This is a genomic window from Amycolatopsis sp. NPDC031561, assembly GCF_055580625.1.
The window spans coordinates 1,051,683-1,070,367 of sequence record NZ_JBVILA010000001.1; the positions used below are offsets into that span (position 1 = coordinate 1,051,683).

Sequence of the window (18,685 nt, forward strand, 5' to 3'; positions counted from 1 at the left end):
TGACACGAAGGGGCCGTTCAGGACAGACATCGTCCTGAACGGCCCCTTCTCCGTACGGCAAAGGGGTGGCGCGTCCGCAGCCTGTTGCCTTGCCGAATTTCTCCCGCTATCGTGACCGAATCGGTGGGGGCCGACCGACTGGGGGTTGGAGTAATGATTTCCTTGGCTTAGGGTCTGTCTTCGCGAACTCCTTTGTTCGTCCATTCTCCCGCTGATGCACGTCAAATTCACTGGAACTGGGGAAGGTGGTATTTGTCATGCTCGAATTGGTTCAGAAACTCGGTGATCGGCTTTTGGGTAAAGTGGTGCCCGAAGTGCCGGCCGCGGCACACGAGTTCTGTGGGTGCTGGCCCGACGAGGCCGGGCGCAGGTGGCATTTCTACAAGGACTGCGTGAGCTGCCTCTGTTACCAGGTCAGCACCCGCTGCTGAGAAGTGCCGGAAGACGGCGGCTCCGGCCGTCGTCTTCCCTTTCTGGGGCTGGGGGAACGCATGTACTTGTCGATCGCTTGCGCCGCCGCGCTGACTCTCGTATTCGGTATCTCGGTCGCCGGTAAATTCGGCGGCGAAAGATTTCGTTCCTTTGTGGCGTCCGCGGGGCCACTGGGGCTGATTCCGCGCGCCCGACGCGCCATTGTCGCGAGAATGGTAGTCGCGGGTGAATTCTTCATCGTGGCGGCGTTGATCACCGGTTCGGCCGTCCGGTCGTGGAGTGTCCTCTTCCCGGCGTTCATCGGTGCGGCGGCGCTTCTCGCGGTGTTCACCGCGGCGATCACGCTGTCGCTGTCGCGCGGAGAACGCGCGCCGTGTCACTGCTTCGGCCGGAGCGCGGCGCCACTCGGCGTACCCCAGGTGGTGCGCAACGTCCTGTTGCTGGGCATCGCGCTGATCGGCTCGGTGGCTTCCCTCGTCGAATCACCGCGCGGAGCTCTGTCCGGAACGGCTGTCGCGCTTTGCGCCGGTCTCGTCGCCGGCTTCGTCGCCGTGCGCTTCGACGACATCGTGGAACTTTTCCGGGACGTCCCGGAACTCGTCAAGGAGTAGGTATGGGGATCCTGATCGCCGTTCTCGTCCTGGTCGGCGCTCTGCTCGTGCTCGATCTGGTGCTGACGTTCGGGGTGATCAAGAGGCTGCGCACCCACTCCGAGCTGATCGGCAAGGCGCTCGAGAACCGCGTTCCCGCGGGGCCGGTCATGGTGGCCGAAGGGAACCTGGTCGCGGACTTCACCGCGCGGACCGTCGACGGTGCCGAAGTGTCGCGGTCCGGCTTCACCGAGCAGACGCTCGCGGGCTTCTTCGCCGTCGAGTGCGATACGTGCATCGAGAAGCTTCCTGACTTCGTCGAGCACGCGAAAGACCATCCCCGGGATCACGTTCTCGCCGTGGTCCAGGGAGACGCCGACGGCGCGGCCGAGTTCGTCGCCAGGCTGGCACCGGTGGCCCGTGTCGTCGTCGAGCCGGTCGGGGGCGTGGTCAGTAAGGCCTTCGAGGTACGCGGAACACCCGTGGTGGCGATGCTCGGCCCCGGTGGGCGGGTCGTGGCCGCCGGTTTCCAGCCGGAAGTGCTGCCGCGCCTGGCGGTCAGGTGAACTCTCCGGGCCCGCGGTCGGCCGTCGTCGCGCTGGGCGTCGCCTGGACCGCCGCGCCGCTGATCCTGCTGGGCAGTCTCGCGATCAGCGTGCTGACGGGCGTGCTGCCGGTGCTCGTCGCGTGGTTGACCAAGCTGGTTCTCGACCGGGTGGTCGCCGCCGAGGTCCGGCTGGACGAGCTGACCTTGCTCGCCGTGGGTCTCGCTGTCGCGGGAGTGTCGGTCGCGTTGCTCAGCGAGGCCGGGCGGTACCTGTCGGGTGAGCTCACCCGCCGGGTCACCCTGCTCACCAGGGACCGGCTGTATCTCGCGACGGGGCGGCTGGCCGGCCTCGCCCGCCTCGAACAGCCCGCCTACCGCGACCGGTTGCACCTGGCCCAGCAGCACAGCTACTCCGGTCCCGGCGTGATCCTGGATTCGGTCGTCGGCGGTGTCCAGGCCGTGCTGACCACGGTCGGATTCCTGGTGTCGCTGGCGGCGGTCAGCCTCCCGGTCACCGCGGTCGTGATGGTCGCCGCGGTCCCGACGCTCATCGCGGAACTGAAACTGAGCAAGCGCCGTGCGCAGGTGCTGACCGGTCTCAGCCCCACCGAGCGGCGTGAGTTCTTTTACATGCAGTTGATGACCGGCCTCGACGCGGCCAAGGAGATCCGGTTGCTCGGGCTCGGCAGGCTGTTCCGGGGCCGGATGCTGGCCGAGCTCGGCAAGGCCAACACGCAACGACGCCTTGCCGATCTTCGTGAATTGCGCGTCCAGGGGATGCTGGGCGCGCTCAGCGCCGTCGTCGCCGGTGCCGGGCTGATCTGGGCGGTGCTGGCCGCGGGCCGAGGTCAGCTGACCGTCGGCGACATCGCGGTTTTCACCGCGGCCGTCGCGGGCGTGCAGGGTTCACTCGCCAACCTGATCGGCCGGATCGGCGCGGCGCACAACGCCCTGCTGCTGTTCGAGCACTACCGCACCGTGACGACGGAAGACTCCGATCTCCCCGTTCCGCCGGAGCCGGGAACGGTTTCGCCGCTGCGGCAGGGGATCGAGTTCCGCGATGTCTGGTTCCGCTACGGCCCGGGGCATCCGTGGGTGCTGCGCGGGGTGAACCTGTTCATCCCTTGTGGAGAGTCGATGGCGCTGGTCGGGCACAACGGGGCGGGGAAGAGCACGATGGTCAAGATGTTGTGCCGGTTCTACGACCCGACCCGTGGAGCCGTCCTCTGGGACGGTGCCGATCTGCGCGACCTGCCGGTCGACGAACTGAGACGCAGACTCGGCGCGGTGTTCCAGGATTTCATGACCTACGAGATGAGCGCGGCGGAGAACATCGCGCTCGGCGACGTCGACGGCGCGGGCGAACTGGGCCCCGCCGACGAGCGGCTCACGGCCGCGGCCGAGCGGGCGGGAATCCACGACACGCTCGCGAAGCTGCCGCGCGGTTACCGGACGCTTCTTTCCCGGAGTTTCGTCAGCGAGGAGGACAAGGACGATCCGGAAACCGGAGTCCTGCTTTCGGGCGGGCAATGGCAGCGGGTCGCGCTCGCGCGGGCGTTCCTGCGGGACCAGCGGGATCTGCTCATCCTGGACGAGCCCACGTCGGGGCTCGACGCCGAAGCCGAACACGAAATCCACACTTCGCTCGCCGAGCATCGAGCCGGCCGCACGAGTGTGCTCATCTCGCATCGGCTCGGGTCCGTCCGGGCGGCCGACCGGATCGCCGTGCTCGTCGACGGCCGGGTCGCGGAGCTGGGCACCCACGACGAACTGGTGTCGCTGGACGGCACCTATTCGCGGCTCTTCCGGTTGCAGGCCAACGGATACGTTCAGGAAGTCTCGTGAAGATCCTGGCCCTGCCGGCTTCGGCGGCTTCCGGTCTGCTGGTGCTGCGCTGGGTGAAGCGCCGCTGGGCGGTGATCGCGGTGACGGGTTCCAGCATGACGCCGACGTTCCACGAGGGCGACCGGATACTGGCGCGGCAACGCCCCAAGGCCATCGCGGTGGGGGACGTCGTCGTGCTCGAGAATCCCGGATCGGGTCCGCTGCCGGTGCGATGGACCGTCAAACGGGTGGTCGCGGTCGGCGGGGACACGGTCCCCGAGGAAGCGGCGGGCCGGGTCGCGGCCGGTGCGGTCGTGCCGCCGCGGCATCTGGTGGTGCTGGGCGACAACCGGGCGCTCAGCGCGGATTCGCGGCACCACGGGTACTTTCCCGTGGACCGGGTCTTCGGCCTGGCGCTTCGCCGTCTCGGCTGAGTGCAAGGAAAGGCCCGTTACTTGCAAAATTTGCAAGTAACGGGCCTTTCCTAGCGTCCCGGAGGGTCAGCGCGACGAAGGCTCGAGCGCCACGTGGGGCAGCCGCCGGTCCAGCCACCGCGGCAGCCACCAGGCGCGCTCCCCGAGCAGCCGCATCACCGCGGGCACCACGAGACAGCGGATCACGAACGCGTCCACCAGCACCGCCACCGCCAGCCCGAGGCCGAACTGCGCCAGCATCCGGTCGGGGTTGAGCAGGAAGGCGCCGAACACCAGGATCATGATCACCGCCGCCGCCGTGATCACCCCTCCGGTGGAGGCGAGCCCTTCGCGGACGGCGTGCCGCGCGTCGCCGGTGCGCCGCCATTCCTCGTGCATCCTGGACACCAGGAACACCTCGTAGTCCATGGAAAGCCCGAACACGATCGCGAAGATCAGCACGGGCACGAACGCCTCGATCGGCCCCGGCTGCGCTCCGAACAGGCCGTCGCCGAACACCGCCGTCATCACGCCGAGCGCGGCGCCGATGCTCAGCAGGTTCAGCACGGCCGCCTTGAGCGGGATCAGGATCGACCGGAAGACCACCATCAGCAGCAGCGCCGACAGCCCGACGACCACCAACACGAACAGCGGCAACCGGTCGCCGACGGCGTCCGCGAAGTCCACCGCCGCCGCGACCGAGCCGCCGACGAGGTACTTGCCGGGCAGGCTCGGCAGCACCTCGGTCCGCAGCCGCTCGACCAGTTCACCGGTCGCCTCGTCCTGCGGCGAAGACGTGGGGAACGCGAGGACCGTCGTGACACCCTGCCCCATCGGCGGCGTCGCCTTGGCGATACCGGGGGTGGCCTCGAGTTTCCGTTGCAGCGCGACGCCGTCGCCGTTCTCCGTGACGATGATCAGTGGTTCGCTGAAGCCCGGGCCGAAGCCTTCCGACATCAGGTCGTAGGCCTTGCGGGTGGTCGAAGCCTCGGGATTCGTGCCCGCGTCGGCGAATCCGAGGCGCATGCCGAGTGCCGGCAGCGAAAGTCCGATGAGGACGAGCAGTCCGATCGCGAGCGGGACCATCGGCCGCCGCTGGACCGCGTCACCGAGTTTGCCCCAGGTCTTGCCGTGGTCCCGTTTCGCGGCGTGCTTGCGAATGCCCTTCTCCAGTCGCCGGCCGAAAAGTGAGAGCAGCGCGGGCAACAGGGTGACCGACGCGAGCATCGTCACCAGGACGGTCAGCGCCACCGCGAGAGCGACTCCCCGCAGGGAACCGAGACCGAGCGCGAGCAGGCCGAGCAGGGCGATGATCACCGTTCCGCCGGCGAACAGCACCGACCGGCCGGCGGTGTCGAGTGCGCGCCGCGCCGCTTGTTCGCGGTCGAGACCGCCGAGTATTTCACTGCGGTAGCGGGAAAAGATCAGCAGCGCGTAGTCGACGCCGACACCGAACCCGACCAGCATCATCAGCGGCGCCGTGTAGCCGGCGATGTCGACGAACCGGCTGACCAGCACGATCACGCCGAGCGTGCTGCCGACGGCGAAGATCGCCGTGATCACCGGGAGCCCGGCGGCGAGGATCGAGCGGAACAGGAAGACGAGGACCACCAGCGCGGCCAGCAATCCGACGCCTTCGGACGGCCCGCCGCTCTCGTTGGTCCGTTCGATCGGTTCACCGCCGAGTTCGACCTGGAGCCCGGCCGATTCCGCTTTCTTCGCGGTGTCGGCGACGCGCACGATGTCGTCGTACGGCAGGTCGTTCGACTCCAGGTCGAAAGCGATGGCGGCGTAACCGATCGTTCCCTCGCGCGAGATCGCGGACGGATTGTCGAACGGGCTCGTCACCGCTTTGACGTGGGGCTGGTTCCGGACTTCGGCGAGCATCGAGTCGATCGGGCCGCGGGCGGTGGCCAGTCCGGTGCCGGTCTTGAAGACGATTTCGGCCGTCGCGCCGGTCCGGGCGGGAGCCTGTGCCTTGAACAGGTCCATGATCTGCTGGGATTCGGTGCCCGGCAGGGAATGGTCGTCGTGGTAGGCGCTGCCCGCCACCTGTGAGCCCAGGGTGACGCCGAGAAGGGTGAGCAGCCAGAGCGAAACGGCGAGCCAGCGATGGCGCTGTGACCAGCCTGCCAGCCTCGAAAGGCTGCCCCCAGGCCGCCTTTCGGAAAGCTTGATGGTGTCCATGGCGGAAAGCATCGGCTTTTCCGTGCCGCGGGGCGTCGGGCTCCGGCGGGCACTCCGGCCACAACTTCTGGGTACCCCTAAGGCGCTTCCCGTACTACCGGAGTTGTGGTCACGGGGTCAACCAGCGAGGGGTGATCATGCCCGATTCGTAGGCGAGCACGACGAGTTGCGCGCGATCGCGGACGTCCACCTTGGTCATGATCCGGCTGACATGCGTTTTCGCCGTGGCGGGGCTGAGCACGAGTTCCTTCGCGATCTCGTCGTTGGACAGACCGGCCGCGACCAGGCTCATCACCTCGCGTTCGCGTTCGGTGAGCCGGTTCAGCACCGGCGACGGCCCCGGCCGCGCCACCCGGCCCGCGAATTCGGAGATCAGGCGGCGGGTGATCGACGGCGCGAGCAGCGCGTCGCCCCTCGCGACCACCCGGACGCCGTGGATCAGTTCCTCCGGTTCGGTGTCCTTGACCAGGAATCCGCTGGCACCGGCGCGCAGGGCGCCGTACACGTCCTCGTCGAGGTCGAAGGTGGTGAGGATGACGACCTTGATCCCGGCCAGCGCCGGGTCTTCGAGCAGATGCCGGGTCGCGGTGAGCCCGTCCATCACCGGCATGCGGATGTCCATCAGGACCACGTCCGGCTTGTGCTCGTGCGCGGCTTCGAGGGACTCCCGTCCGTCGGCGGCTTCCGCGACGACCGTGATGTCGGCCTCACCGTCCAAAATGGACTTGAACCCGGCGCGGACCAGCCGTTGGTCGTCGACGAGCAGGACCCGGATCATCGCGCCGCCCGCAGGGGGAGCCGGGCGCGGACGCGGAAGCCGCCGTCCTCGCGCGCGGCCGCGGCGAATTCGCCGCCGAGCGCTTCGGCTCGTTCGGCCATCCCGCGGATCCCGTTGCCGGGTTTCGCGGCACCACCCCGGCCGTCATCGTCGATCTGCACGGACACATCATGGTCGGTGTAGCCGATCCGGACCACGACGGTGTCCGCCGCGGCGTGCCGCGCGACGTTGGTCAGCGCCTCCTGGACGACGCGGAAGGCGGCGTGCTCGACGTCGGGCGGCAGATCCCTTGCCGTGCCGTCGATCTCGGTGCGGACGGTCAGCCCGTGCGCGCCCGCCGACTCGGCCAGTTCGGCGACCCTCGCCAGACTCGGCGTGTCCGCCTGCCGCAGCATGCCGAGGGTGGAGCGGAGCTCGCGCAACGCGTCCTTGCTGGTCCGTTTGATCGTGACCAGCGCTTCCTCGGATTTCGCCGGATCCTTGCCGTGCAGCGCGGCACCGGCCTGGACGTTGATGAGCGCGAGGTTGTGCCCGAGGACGTCGTGCAGTTCGCGCGCGATCCGGAGGCGTTCGCCGGTGGCCCTTCGCTGTGCTTCGGACTCCTTGGTGCGCTCGGCTTCGCGGCGGTAGTACGTCACCGCTCCGACCGCGACCAAAGCGATGAACCAGCCCGCCATCAGCAGGAACGCGAAGTTGTCCACCTGTCGCGAGGCGCCGCCCCTCGCCTCGCCGAACGCGACGCCGCCCATCGAGGCCGCCGCGACGACCGCCGCGCTGCGGATCCGCCCGGTGGAGGCGTTGTTGTACAGCGCGAAGGCGAACGCGAGCAGCACGAACCCGTCGGGATCGGTGTACGGGTAGTAGATCGCGCAGCACACCGCGGTGAAGATCGCGACGGGGAGCGGGTGACGGCGGCGCAGGAACAGCGCGGCGCAGGCGAGTATCACGCAGACCCAGCCGATCACGGCGTTGCGCGGCTGTTCCGCGCTCGCGCCGAGCGAGACCGCGACGGAACTCGCGAGCACCACCACGGTGATCGCGAGCTCTGCCAGATACCGCCGCAGGATCGCCACACCACGAGAGTAGCGCGACCCGGCTCGATTGACAAAATGGATTTTTACGTTCAAGATTATTTTCGTGATGAAGGATGTGGCGTACCTGGAGCGGCTGGATCAGGCGGAGGCGTTGCTGAAGCCCCAGCGTGTGGACGTCCTGCGGCAACTGGCGGAGCCGCGATCCTGCACCGAGGTGGCGACGGTGCTGGGCCAGACTCCGCAACGGGTCTACTACCACGTGAAAAAGCTGGTGGAAGCCGATCTCGTTACGCAGGTGTCGGAACGCAGGGTGCGCGGCATCAGTGAGGGCGTGTACCAGGCGAGCGCGCGTTCGTACTGGTTGTCACCGGGCCTGGTCGGCCGGATCGGCCCGCGAGCGGTGCGGGACGAACTGAGCCTCGGCTATCTGGTGGACCTCATGGAGGAGGTCCAGGCGGACGTCGCCGCGCTCGACCGGGCCGCGCCGGAACTGCCGTCGATCGGCGTCTCCGGCGAGATCCGGGTGGAGCCGGAGCGCCGCCAGGAGTTCCTCGACGAACTGAAGACGACTTTGCAGGATCTGTTCACCCGCTACGGCGGAGCGGAAGGCGACGCCTTCAAACTCGCCGTGGCCTGTTACCCGAAAGGAGAGGCTCGTGACTGAACCGGCGAGCTTCCAGGTGCGTGTGCGCGCACCGATCGACGACGTCTGGCAAGCGCTGATCGACCCCGGAGCGCTGCGAACGTGGTTTTCCGAACACGCGGAAGTCGACCTGCCGTCCCGCTACGAATTCTGGGGCCGGTACACGCCGGACGGCGAAGTCCCGCGTCAGCGGCTGTTACTGGCCGAGGACAACGTCCTGCGGTTCGCCTGGACCGTCGACGGTACGGAGACCGTCGTCGAACTCAAGCTGGCGGAAGACGGAGACGGGACCTCTTTGTCGTACAGCCAGACCGGCCTGCCGGACTTCGCCGAGCTGATGGCGGACTCGGACTCGCCGCTCGGCATGATGCACACGTTCTGGGCGCTGGCGGTCGCGAACCTGGTCGATCACGTCGAGGGACGTCCGATCACCGCCCGCTGCGATCTCACCTCCCCGGTGATGCGGGAAGAAGTGCGCATCGGCGCGGCGCGACCGGAGGTCTACCGCTCGATCACCGATCCCGCCGAGTTCACGCGCTGGTTCGGCGCGCGGATCGAAGCCGAGATGCGCGTCGGCGGACGCTGGGCGATGGGCTCGCTGGAGCTGGATCCGGACCCGGCGAAGATCGTCGATCTGGTGCCCGACGGGAGAATGACGCTCGCGTACGAGGAAGGCATCGTGACTTCCTGGGAACTCGAGGACTCCGGCGGTGGTACCAAGCTGACGTTCGTCCAAAGTGGATTCTCTGACAAGAAGCCGCCGTATGGCTCTTGGATGGGCTGGCTCAGTGGTTTGGCCGAGCTGCGCCGGTTCCACGAGGTCGACATGTGGCTCCCGATCTGGGTCGACGTCCACCTGGACGGAATGCCCGAAGGGCTCATCGCGCTGAACGGGAAGTAGGAGGATCCGATGTTGCTCGAAGGCCGGAACGCGATCGTCTACGGGGCGGCCGGCGGAATCCGGTCGGCGGGCGGGAAAGTCGAGACCGCGCAGTTCGACGCGCTCGACGAAGCGGCCATCGACGAACACGCCGCTGGTCGAGATGTCGTTGGCGGACTTCGAAAGGCCGGTCCGGACGGCGTTCTTGGAGGACGTCGCCCGGGTCGCCGCCTTCGCCGCTCCGGACCATGCGCGCAGCATGACGGCGACGGCACTGAACATCAGTTGCGGCACGATGGTCGACTGACCTCTCTTCGGCGGTAACACAGGCGAACGATCTCCCGACTACGCGGCACCACCACGTGCCGGGGAGGCCGTTATGCCGAAGAGAACGACGAAGCTGGGCATGGCACTGGCGATCGGGCTTCTGGTCGCCGGGGGCTGTGGGGTGGAGACCGTGCCCACCGGGCGGGTCACGCCGAAGACCGGCTCGGTGTCGACATCCTCGACGTTCTCGATGCCGCCGACGCCGACCAGCAGCTGGGCGCCGCCCACGACCACGAGCACGGCTGTGCCGACACCGACACCGACGCCCCAGCAGTTCGTCCCGCCGACGACGGCCGCGGTCGAGGTCCCGAAGCAGGTCGAGCCGCCGCCGTCGAAGGCGCGTCCGAAGACGACACCCACCGCGAAGGCGCCGAACCTGGCGGCGTGCGGAAGCGACTACTACCGCAACACCGATGGCGTCTGCGTCCACCGGCCGGCGACCGGACCGGGAGCGGCCGACGGCGCGACGGCCCTGTGCAAGGACGGTTCCTATAGCTACAGCCAGAATCGCCGCGGAACCTGCTCCGGGCACGGTGGGGTCCGAACCTGGTTGTGATCCCGTCGGTCAACCATTCACGACGAAGGGAGGTGCTGTGTAAGGTCGGATCATGGGATGCGAATGGTGAAACCGGCCGGCCGGGCACCTTCGCCCCGGGTCTTCGTCGTCGTGCTCGCCACCTGCGGGCTGGTGGCCTCGTTCATGCAGACGCTCGTCGTCCCGCTGATCCCGTCGTTCCCCCGGCTGCTCAACGCGACCCCGTCCGACGCGTCGTGGGTGGTGACGGTGACCCTGGTCGCCGGTGCCGTGGTGATGCCGGTGAGCGGAAGGCTCGGCGATCTCTACGGCAAACGCAGGTTGCTGCTGATCAGCCTGGGCTTCCTGGTCGCCGGTTCGGTGGTCTCCGCGCTGACCAGCTCGCTCGCGCTGATGGTCGTGGGCCGTGGGCTGCAGGGCTGCGCGATGGGCGCGATCCCGCTGGGGATCAGCATCATGCGCGACGAACTCGCGCCCGAACGCGTCGGCGCGGCGATCTCGGTGATGAGTTCGACGCTGGGCGTCGGCGGCGCCATCGGGCTTCCCGTATCGGCGCTGGTCGCGCAGAACGCGGACTGGCACGTCCTCTTCTGGGCGTCGGCGGGGCTCGGGCTCGTCTGTGGCCTGCTGATCCTGTTCGTGGTGCCGGAGTCGCCGGTGAAGACACCCGCGCCGTTCGACTACCTCGGCGCGCTGGGGCTGACAGCCGGGCTGGTCTGCCTGCTGCTGCCGATCGTCAAGGGCGGCGAATGGGGCTGGGGCAGCGGCCGCACGCTCGGCTTCGCCGGGACCGCGGTCGCGATCTTGCTGGTCTGGGGCGCCTATCAGCTGCGGCGCCGCGATCCGCTGGTGGACCTGCGGGTCTCCGCGCGGCGTCCGGTGCTGTTCACCAACCTCGCGTCGATCATGATCGGGTTCGCGCTGTACTCGATGGCGTTGTCGTTCCCGCAGTTGCTGCAGGCGCCCGCCTCGACCGGCTACGGCCTCGGCTTGACGATGGTGCAGGCAGGGCTCTGCCTGGCGCCGAACGGGCTGGTCATGTTCATGCTGTCACCGGTTTCGGCCCGGCTCATCGAGCGCTACGGCCCGCGGACGACGCTGATGACCGGCGCCGTCACCATCGCGATCGGGTACATCTTCGCGACCGTGTTGATGGACAACGCTTTCGAGCTGATCACGGCGTCGATCATCATCGGTGGCGGCGTCGGCATCGCCTACGCGGCCATGCCCGCGCTGATCATGGGCTCGGTCCCGGTCACCGAAACCGCGTCCGCGAACGGCTTGAACTCGCTGATGCGATCCGTCGGCACGTCGACGTCCAGCGCGGTGATGGCGACCATGCTCGCGTCGCTGGCGATCACCGTCGGCGGGGTTTCCGTTCCGTCCGCGACCGGGTTCCGGCTGAGCTTCGCGGTCGCCGCCGGTGCCGCGCTCCTGGGTCTCGCCTTGACCGCCTTCGTCCCGAAGCAACGCCAACCCGAACCGCTGGTCGCCTCGGTCCACTAGCCCCAATTTGCAAGGAAAGTCCCCTTCATTGCGAAATGTGCAATGAAGGGGACTTTCCTTGCACATCCTCAGAACAGGGTCGGAACGATCGCGTCGATCAGGTGCGGCCCCGGCTCGGCGAGCGCGCGCTGGAACTGCTCGGCCAGCTCCTCCGCGGTCGTCGCCCGGGTCGCCGGGACACCCAGGCCCTCGGCGATCTTGACGAAGTCCATGTCCGGCCGCGAAAGGTCGAGCAGTTCGTTCGCCTTGGGACCGCTGGCGTCCGCGCCGACGCGCTGCAACTCCAGCCGCAGGATCGCGTACGCGCGGTTGTTCAGCAGGACCGTGGTGACGTTGAGGTTCTCCCGAGCCTGCGTCCACAACGCCGAAATCGTGTACAGCGCGCTGCCGTCGGACTGCAGGTTGATCACCGGACGGTCCGGCGCGGCGACGGCCGCCCCGGTCGCGACGGGCATGCCGTAGCCGATCGCGCCACCGGTCAGGGTCAGCACGTCGTGCCGCGGCGCACCGGCGGTTGCGGCGGGCAGCAGCAGGCCGGAGGTGTTCGCCTCGTCCGCGATGATCGCGCGCTCCGGCAGCAGCGCGCCGATCACCTCGACCCAGTTCTGCGGCGTCAGCGGTCCGGACGGCAGCGCGGGCCGGGCGGCTTCCTGCAGCACCGGCTCCGTCTCGGCGGCGACCAAGGCCGCGACGTCGTTCAACGCGCGAGGGACGTCCTGCCCGACTTCGGCGAGCACATGGACCTGCGCGCCTTCGGGCACCAGGTTGCTCGCCTTGCCGGGGTAGGCGAAGAACGACACCGGCGCCTTCGTCCCGGCGACGATCACGTGCTTGATCCCGTCGAGCTGGTACGCGACCTGCTCGGCGAGGTAGCCCAGCCGCTCGATCGTCGGCAGGCCTTCGCCGCGCTCGAGCCGGGAGGGGAACGTCTCGACGAACGCCTTCACCCCGGTCGCGGTGGCGATCCTGCTGGTCGCGAGCAGTCCGGCCTCGCGGCAGCCGCTGCCGCCGACGAGCAGCGCGACCGGTTCACCGCTCGCCAGGATCTCGGCGATGTTCTTCACCGTCGTCGCGTCGACGGCCTGCGGGATCCGCGGAGGGATGGGGGCGACCGGTTCGCCGCCCTCGCCCCAGGACGCGTCGGCCGGGAGGATCAGGGTCGCGATCTGCCCAGGGGCGTCCTGCGAGGCCGCGACGGCCGCGGCGGCGTCGGCGCCGACGTCCTTCGTGTGCTCGGAGCGGCGGACCCAGCCTTCGAGGGAACCGGCGACGGCTTCGATGTCCGATTCGAGCGGGGCGTCGTACTGCTTGTGGTAGGTCGCGTGATCGCCGATCACGTTGACGATCGGGGTGTGCGCGCGGCGCGCGTTGTGCAGGTTCGCCAGCCCGTTGCCGAGGCCGGGGCCGAGGTGCAGCAGCGTCGCGGCCGGCTTGTCGGCGATGCGCGCGTACCCGTCCGCGGCACCGGTGACGACGCCTTCGAACAGGCCGAGCACGCCGCGCATCTCGGGCACGGTGTCGAGCGCGGCCACGAAGTGCATCTCCGAGGTGCCCGGATTCGAAAAGCACACGTCGACGCCACTGTCGACGAGCGTGCGGATCAGGGACTGGGCGCCGTTCATCTCACTCACTTTTCAAGCCCTCTCAGCGAAAAGAACGCCGGGGTTGAGGATCCCGGCCGGGTCGAAGCTTTCCTTGATCCGGCGCATCAGCGCGATCTTCGCCGGGTCCTCCAGGTCGAGGAAGTAGCCGGACTTGGCCTGCCCGAGGCCGTGCTCGCCGGAGATCGCGCCGCCGAGTTCCATGCCGAGCGCGAAGATGTCGGTCAGCAGTTGCTTCCGCTTCTCCGGGTCCTTGCAGAAGATGGCGAGGTGGACGTTGCCGTCGCCGGCGTGCCCGCAGCCGAGTGCGCCCGCCTCGCGCGACAGCGCCATTTCCCTGGCCCTGCGCAGGAACTCGGGCATCGCGGACCTCGGGACCACCACGTCGATGACGTCGTCGGCCCCGGCCGCCTTGGCCGTCCAGAACGCCTTCTCGCGGGCCTCGATGAGCTTGCGCGCCGAATTGCCCTCAAGCACGTAGACGTCCATCGCCCCGACGTCGGCCAACAGCCCGCCGAGCTCTTCGATGTCGGCGTGCAGCCGGTCGTTGTCGCGGTTTTCCAGCGCCACCACCAGATACGCCTGCGCGGAGTCACGGATGGCGTCCGGAACGCCGAGGCTGAGCTTCTCGTTGTAGCTGATCGCGGCGAGCGTCAGGTTGTCGATGTATTCGAGGATGTGCGGCGCGAGCCCGCTGGAGATGATCTTCGGGACGACGGTCATCACCTCGTCGAAGGTCTCGAACGGGGCGAACACCGTGGCGCCGTGCGGCAGGCGCGGGTACAGCTTCACGATGACCTCGGTCGCGATCGCGAGGGTGCCTTCCGAGCCGATGATCAGCTGGGTCAGGTCGTACCCTGTCGACACCTTCGAGGTCTTGCCGCCGGTCCGGATGATCTCGCCGGTCGGCAGCACGGCCTGCAGGCCCACGACGTTGTGCCGCGTGACGCCGTACTTGACCGCGCGCATCCCGCCCGCGTTCGTGCCGACGTTGCCGCCGACGCTCGCGCTCAGTTCGCCGGGGTAAACGGTGTAGCCGAGGCCGGCCGCGGTGGTCTTTTCGTCCAAATCGGACAACGTGACACCCGGCTGGACGACGGCGACGTGGTTCTCCGTGTCGATCTCCAGTACCGCGTTCATTCGTTCGAAAGAGATCACCAGACTGTCTTCGCGCGGTGTGGCACCGCCCGAAAGCCCGGTGCCCGATCCTCTCGCGGTGACCGGCACACCGTGTTCGCCCGCCGCCTTGAGCAGCTCCGCGACCTCCTCGGCGGTCCCCGGTTTCGCCAGGAAGGCGGGCTGCCGCGGAGAGGTGGTCAATGCCTCGTCGTGTGCGTAGTCGTCGGGGATCGCTTCGCCTGCCAGCAAATTCGTGTCCCCGACGATCTCGGCGAACCGTGCCGCAACATCGCCCATCGACTGCCCTTCCTCACGCGTCTTTGCCTGGTTACCGAAGCGTAGTACGTCGCGGGCGGCGATGGCCATGAATCATTTTCATGTTTGTCGTCCGGCTGTCACAACCTCACGACAACCTCACTCGGTTACCCATGTCGCAACGGGCCGCGGCGGCCCGCCGGAAGGGGTGGACGCTCGATGGGACCAAGAATGAAACGGATCGCGACGCTGGGGGCGGCGTTCGCGATCACGTTCGGGCTCGCGGCACCGGTGGCCGAAGGCGGGGAAGCGGGCTGCACGGCGCCCGTGGTGAACGTCAGCGGCGTCAGCCAGGGCGAGGGAACGAGCGCCGGATACACCACCCTTCTCTTCACCGTCTCCCTCGACGACGGCGGCTGCGCGCCGCAGGGCTCGGTCGACTACCGGACGATCGAAGGCAACGGCTCGCCGGTCGATCCGGCGTTCACCGCCAAGGAGGGCGTCGACTACCTGCCGGGCGCCGGCACGCTGACCTGGTCCGGGAGGACGGATCCGCAGACCGTCGCGGTCAAGGTCCGCGCCGATTCACTCGTCGAGAACGACGAAATGTTCTCCCTCCGGCTCTACGGCGAGAAGGGCCTGCGGATCGGGCACAGCGTCGGCGTCGCCTGGGTGGCCGACGACGACGCGGCCAAGACGTCGCAGGTGGGGACGACCCAGGAAGGTGAGATCTGCTGGTCGATCCCGCCCAACTTCTCGCAGGGAACCACCTGCAAGGTCCCGCTCGTGCTCTCCCGGCCGTGGGCCGGGCCGCTCACGGTCCGCTATCGCACCGAGGGCTCCGGCCACGTCCCGGTGAAGGACGGTGTCGTCACCTTCCAGCGCGGTGAGACGAGGGGCTACGCCGAATTCACGCTCCTGCCCGGTCAACCGGGGAAGGCGCGGGTCGAGTTCTTCGAGCCGTCGCAGGGCAGGCTCGTGTACGCGACCTCGACCGTGGTGATCACCCCCGCCCGGTGACGAGGTCGGCGTCGGCCGTCGCGTTCGCCCGCCGGTACAGCTCGATCGCTCGAGCCCAGTGGGCGGCCGCGGCGGCCGTGTCGCCGCACCTCGCTTCGAGGTCACCGAGGTCGCGGTGCAGGTGAGCCTCCTCGTACGGATCCGGGACCCCCGCCCGGACCGCGAGGCCGCGCTCGAGGTTCTCCCGCGCCGCGACCAGGTCGCCGAGCCCCAGGTGAGCGCGGCCGAGCCGGTCGAGCGCCGCCGCCTCACTGTGCCGGTTCCCGACGTCCCGGCTGATCAGCAGTGCCTGGTCGAAATCGTCGCGGGCGGCCGGGTAGTCGCGGCGAGAGAGATGGACCTGACCGGCGTGCAGCAGCGATTCCCACTCCTGCCACCGGTCGCCGATCGCTCGCGACGCGGCCAGCGCCTTACCGAGATGCTCCAGTGCGACTTCGTGATCGCCGAGTTCCTCATAGGCCTCGCCGAGCGTGTCCAGCGTGGCGGCCTCCAGCCGGGCGTTGCCCAGCTCACGGAACGTCTCCAGCGCGGCCGTCAGCGGGCTGAGGCCGTCCATCGGCTGGCCGCGGCGGATGTAGGCGTGGCCGAGGTTGCGCTGCGACAGCGCTCGCCCGAGCCGGTTGCCCACCGACGTGCACCGCTCCACCGCCAGCTGATACGCGGTGATGGCCTCGTCGAACCGGCGCAAGGCGGCGTAGGCGTTCGCGGTGTTGTTGTAGATATGGCCTTCGCCTTCGAGATCACCCGCCGCGCGGGCGGCCTTCAACGCGCGGGCGTTGGTTTCGAGCGCGTCGGTGAGCCTGCGGGTCATGAAGTAGGCCGCGCCCAGCGCGCGCAGCATTTCCGCCTCCGCCAAGGGATCGTCGAGCTCGGCCGCCGCGGCCGCCCCCTCACGGCAGAGCCCGATCCGCTCGTTCCAGCCACCGGTGGTGTCGTAGAAGCTGGTGAGCAGGTAGGTGAGCTGCCAGGCGGCGGTGTTGCGGCCGTGTTCACGCGCGAACCGCACCACCGGCAGCAGATTCGCGCGTTCGGCGCCCAGGAACGCGAGCGCCGCACGTCTTTCCGTCGGGAACGGCCGCTCCGGGGGAGGGTGACGCAGTGCCGGGGTGACCAGATCGCGGTTCGGGTCGATGATCCGGTTCGCCTCGGCGGCGACGTGCAGATACCAGTCGATCAGCCGGTCCGCCGCCTCGGCTCGGCTCGCCGTCGTCTCGTCGGCGCGGGCGCACGCGACGGCGAATTCGCGGATCAGATCGTGGAGGCGATAGCGATCCGGACCCGCCGGGGTGATCAGATGCGCGGCGGACAGCGCGGCGGCCGCGGTCCGGCCCGCTTCTGCGGGCACCCCGCACAGCGCGCTCCCGAGCGCCGAGCTGAACGACGTCCCCGGGGTCGTTCCCGACAGCCGGAACAGTTGTGCCGCGGCGTGGTCCAACGGCAGGTAGGCGCTCGCGAGGACGGTTTTGACGGTCCGGGAATCTCCTTGCACCGCAAGGGTTTCCAGCCGTCCGACGCCGGTGAGCTCGCGGGTGAGCTCCGCGATCGGACGGTTCGGTTCACCGGTCAGGCGCGCGGCGGCGATCCGCAGCGCCAGCGGCATCCCGTCGCAGAGCCGCGCCAGCCGCGCCGCCTGCCCGGGTTCGCGGCTGACCCGATCGGCGCCCAGCACCTGGGTGAGCAGGGCCATCGATTCCGGGTCGGCCAGCGCGTCGAGCGCGAACACGCGGACGGCGTGCCTGCTGCCGAGCGCGGCCAGGGTCTGCCTGCTGGTCACGATCAGCATCGCCTTCGCCGTCCCCGGAACGAGCGGAAGGATCTGGTCGACGCTGCCCGCGTTGTCGGCGACGATCACACAACGCCTGCCGTGCAGCAGCGAGCGGTAGAGCGCCGCGCGTTCGGCCGTCGCGTCGGGCAGCCGGTCGTCGGGGAGGCCGAGCCCGCGCGACAGATGGGCGAGCGCGTCGCCCGGTGACACCGCTTCGTGCGGGTCGTGCCCGGCGAGGTCGAGGAAGAGCTGGCCGTCGGGGAAGCGGTCCGCGATGCGGTGCGCCCATTGCACGGCGAGCGCGGACTTGCCCATCCCGGCCGCGCCGGAGATGACCACGACCGGCGGCTCGGGTTCTTCGAGGAGCAGGTCCAATGAGGCGAGTTCCTGCTGCCGTCCGGTGAAATGCCCGACACGGGCGGGGAGCTGCGCGGGTGCCGTGCCCCGCGCGGGCGCGTCGAGTTCGGGCGCGCGGCGCAGGATCGCGGTATGCAGTTCGACCAGTTCCGGGCCGGGGTCGACGCCGAACTCGTCGGCCAGCCCCCGGCGTACGGCCTGGAACGTCTCCAAGGCTTCGGCGTGCCTTCCGCAGCGGTGCAAGGCGAGCATGTGCAGCGCGGCGAGCCGTTCGCGGTACGGCTGCCCGGCCCGCAGCCGCGGAAGTTCCCGGAGGACCTCCTCGTGTTCCCCGAGTTCGAGCTCGGCGTCCCAGAGTTCTTCCCAAGCGGACAGCCGCAATTCCTGGAGCCTCTCGACCTCGCGCGGCCCCCAGCCGTCGAGTTCGGCGTCCGCGAAGGCTTCGCCGCGCCAGAGCCGCAACGCCTCGCGCAAGGCCGCCACCGCCTGGCCGGGGTTGCTCCGTTTGGCGGCACGAAGCTCTTCTTCGAAGCGGAGAGCGTCGACTGAGGACGGTGCGACCGTCAGGACGTACCCGGGTTTGCGGGTCAGCAGGACCGGCGGGAAGCCGCAGTCCTCCAGCGCCTGCCGGATCCTGGCGACGTGGCTGTGCAGGGTCTTCACCGCGGTGCGGGGCGGATCCTCACCCCAGAGCACGTCGACCAGCCGGGGGATCGGGACGACCGAGCCCGCGTGCAGCGCGAGCACGCCGAGCACGGCTCGCTGGCGGGCGCCGTGCAACTCCGCCCGCCCGGTGGGGCCGATCGCTTCGACCGCGCCCAGCACCCGTAGTTCCCCTGGCCCGGGCACGCTGCTCCCTCCGGAATGTGATC

Annotated in this window: 16 protein-coding genes; 10 read left to right on the forward strand and 6 right to left on the reverse strand. The window is 69.1% G+C overall.

What is annotated here, in order from left to right; all coding sequences use genetic code 11:
• Nucleotides 1–491 precede the first annotated feature (491 nt).
• From ACZ5IK_RS05070 to ACZ5IK_RS05085, 4 genes are read left to right on the forward strand one after another with little or no spacing between them, the layout of a single operon-like run.
• Nucleotides 492–1,043: a MauE/DoxX family redox-associated membrane protein gene (locus ACZ5IK_RS05070; RefSeq protein ID WP_465486607.1), complete on the forward strand. Its 552-nt coding sequence runs from the start codon at nt 492–494 to the stop codon at nt 1,041–1,043.
• Between the two features lie 2 nt (nt 1,044–1,045).
• Entirely contained in the window at nt 1,046–1,588 is a 543-nt protein-coding gene (locus ACZ5IK_RS05075) for a TlpA family protein disulfide reductase (protein ID WP_465486608.1), read from the forward strand.
• Complete coding sequence (locus tag ACZ5IK_RS05080) at nt 1,585–3,414, forward strand: ABC transporter ATP-binding protein (protein ID WP_465486609.1); 1,830 nt, start codon at nt 1,585–1,587, stop codon at nt 3,412–3,414. The genes ACZ5IK_RS05075 and ACZ5IK_RS05080 overlap by 4 nt, the downstream gene beginning before the upstream one ends.
• Nucleotides 3,411–3,827, forward strand: a complete 417-nt coding sequence (locus tag ACZ5IK_RS05085) for a S26 family signal peptidase (protein ID WP_465486610.1) — start codon at nt 3,411–3,413, stop codon at nt 3,825–3,827. Before ACZ5IK_RS05080 ends, ACZ5IK_RS05085 begins: the two co-directional genes overlap by 4 nt.
• A gap of 66 nt (nt 3,828–3,893) precedes the next feature.
• On the opposite strand, the gene ACZ5IK_RS05090 is transcribed toward ACZ5IK_RS05085, so the two are convergent.
• The 3 genes from ACZ5IK_RS05090 to ACZ5IK_RS05100 form a co-directional block, all read right to left on the reverse strand.
• On the reverse strand, nt 3,894–5,993 hold the full coding sequence (locus tag ACZ5IK_RS05090) for an MMPL family transporter (RefSeq protein ID WP_465486611.1): 2,100 nt from the start codon (nt 5,991–5,993) through the stop codon (nt 3,894–3,896).
• Between the two features lie 109 nt (nt 5,994–6,102).
• Nucleotides 6,103–6,771 carry a response regulator gene (locus ACZ5IK_RS05095; RefSeq protein ID WP_465486612.1) on the reverse strand — a complete coding sequence of 223 codons (669 nt, stop codon included), beginning with the start codon at nt 6,769–6,771 and terminating at the stop codon, nt 6,103–6,105.
• Nucleotides 6,768–7,844: a sensor histidine kinase gene (locus ACZ5IK_RS05100; RefSeq protein WP_465486613.1), complete on the reverse strand. Its 1,077-nt coding sequence runs from the start codon at nt 7,842–7,844 to the stop codon at nt 6,768–6,770. The genes ACZ5IK_RS05095 and ACZ5IK_RS05100 overlap by 4 nt, the downstream gene beginning before the upstream one ends.
• A 67-nt stretch (nt 7,845–7,911) precedes the next feature.
• Here ACZ5IK_RS05100 and ACZ5IK_RS05105 point away from each other — a divergent pair, with 67 nt between their 5' ends.
• From ACZ5IK_RS05105 to ACZ5IK_RS05125, 5 genes are all read left to right on the forward strand, one after another.
• On the forward strand, nt 7,912–8,469 hold the full coding sequence (locus ACZ5IK_RS05105) for an ArsR/SmtB family transcription factor (RefSeq protein WP_465486709.1): 558 nt from the start codon (nt 7,912–7,914) through the stop codon (nt 8,467–8,469).
• On the forward strand, nt 8,462–9,349 hold the full coding sequence (locus tag ACZ5IK_RS05110) for an SRPBCC family protein (RefSeq protein ID WP_465486614.1): 888 nt from the start codon (nt 8,462–8,464) through the stop codon (nt 9,347–9,349). The genes ACZ5IK_RS05105 and ACZ5IK_RS05110 overlap by 8 nt, the downstream gene beginning before the upstream one ends.
• A gap of 142 nt (nt 9,350–9,491) precedes the next feature.
• Nucleotides 9,492–9,635: a hypothetical protein gene (locus ACZ5IK_RS05115; protein WP_465486615.1), complete on the forward strand. Its 144-nt coding sequence runs from the start codon at nt 9,492–9,494 to the stop codon at nt 9,633–9,635.
• Nucleotides 9,636–9,707: 72 nt separating this feature from the next.
• A complete protein-coding gene (locus tag ACZ5IK_RS05120) occupies nt 9,708–10,211 on the forward strand; it encodes a DUF3761 domain-containing protein (protein WP_465486616.1) in 504 nt (167 codons plus the stop codon).
• A gap of 57 nt (nt 10,212–10,268) precedes the next feature.
• On the forward strand, nt 10,269–11,696 hold the full coding sequence (locus tag ACZ5IK_RS05125; RefSeq protein WP_101610349.1) for an MFS transporter: 1,428 nt from the start codon (nt 10,269–10,271) through the stop codon (nt 11,694–11,696).
• Between the two features lie 68 nt (nt 11,697–11,764).
• On the opposite strand, the gene ACZ5IK_RS05130 is transcribed toward ACZ5IK_RS05125, so the two are convergent.
• Together ACZ5IK_RS05130 and ACZ5IK_RS05135 are read right to left on the reverse strand one after the other, a co-directional pair.
• Entirely contained in the window at nt 11,765–13,318 is a 1,554-nt protein-coding gene (locus tag ACZ5IK_RS05130; protein ID WP_410662366.1) for an acetolactate synthase large subunit, read from the reverse strand.
• A 12-nt stretch (nt 13,319–13,330) separates the two neighbouring features.
• Complete coding sequence (locus tag ACZ5IK_RS05135) at nt 13,331–14,713, reverse strand: FAD-binding oxidoreductase (RefSeq protein ID WP_465486617.1); 1,383 nt, start codon at nt 14,711–14,713, stop codon at nt 13,331–13,333.
• A 189-nt stretch (nt 14,714–14,902) separates the two neighbouring features.
• On the opposite strand from ACZ5IK_RS05135, the gene ACZ5IK_RS05140 reads away from it, so the two are divergent.
• Complete coding sequence (locus tag ACZ5IK_RS05140; protein WP_465486618.1) at nt 14,903–15,691, forward strand: Calx-beta domain-containing protein; 789 nt, start codon at nt 14,903–14,905, stop codon at nt 15,689–15,691.
• Here the strand turns inward: ACZ5IK_RS05140 and ACZ5IK_RS05145 are convergent.
• On the reverse strand, nt 15,675–18,662 hold the full coding sequence (locus ACZ5IK_RS05145) for an AfsR/SARP family transcriptional regulator (protein WP_465486619.1): 2,988 nt from the start codon (nt 18,660–18,662) through the stop codon (nt 15,675–15,677). The two genes, ACZ5IK_RS05140 and ACZ5IK_RS05145, sit on opposite strands and share 17 nt — an antisense overlap.
• Between the last annotated feature and the right edge of the window lie 23 nt (nt 18,663–18,685).

What these genes read in the sequence shown, in the direction of transcription:
- ACZ5IK_RS05070 (WP_465486607.1), top strand. Translation starts at nt 492, where the DNA reads ATGTACTTGTCGATCGCTTGCGCCGCCGCGCTGACTCTCGTATTCGGT.
- ACZ5IK_RS05075 (WP_465486608.1), top strand. Translation starts at nt 1,046, where the DNA reads ATGGGGATCCTGATCGCCGTTCTCGTCCTGGTCGGCGCTCTGCTCGTG.
- ACZ5IK_RS05090 (WP_465486611.1), bottom strand. Translation starts at nt 5,993, where the DNA reads ATGGACACCATCAAGCTTTCCGAAAGGCGGCCTGGGGGCAGCCTTTCG.
- ACZ5IK_RS05095 (WP_465486612.1), bottom strand. Translation starts at nt 6,771, where the DNA reads ATGATCCGGGTCCTGCTCGTCGACGACCAACGGCTGGTCCGCGCCGGG.
- ACZ5IK_RS05105 (WP_465486709.1), top strand. Translation starts at nt 7,912, where the DNA reads ATGAAGGATGTGGCGTACCTGGAGCGGCTGGATCAGGCGGAGGCGTTG.
- ACZ5IK_RS05115 (WP_465486615.1), top strand. Translation starts at nt 9,492, where the DNA reads ATGTCGTTGGCGGACTTCGAAAGGCCGGTCCGGACGGCGTTCTTGGAG.
- ACZ5IK_RS05120 (WP_465486616.1), top strand. Translation starts at nt 9,708, where the DNA reads ATGCCGAAGAGAACGACGAAGCTGGGCATGGCACTGGCGATCGGGCTT.
- ACZ5IK_RS05125 (WP_101610349.1), top strand. Translation starts at nt 10,269, where the DNA reads ATGCGAATGGTGAAACCGGCCGGCCGGGCACCTTCGCCCCGGGTCTTC.
- ACZ5IK_RS05130 (WP_410662366.1), bottom strand. Translation starts at nt 13,318, where the DNA reads ATGAACGGCGCCCAGTCCCTGATCCGCACGCTCGTCGACAGTGGCGTC.
- ACZ5IK_RS05135 (WP_465486617.1), bottom strand. Translation starts at nt 14,713, where the DNA reads ATGGGCGATGTTGCGGCACGGTTCGCCGAGATCGTCGGGGACACGAAT.
- ACZ5IK_RS05140 (WP_465486618.1), top strand. Translation starts at nt 14,903, where the DNA reads ATGAAACGGATCGCGACGCTGGGGGCGGCGTTCGCGATCACGTTCGGG.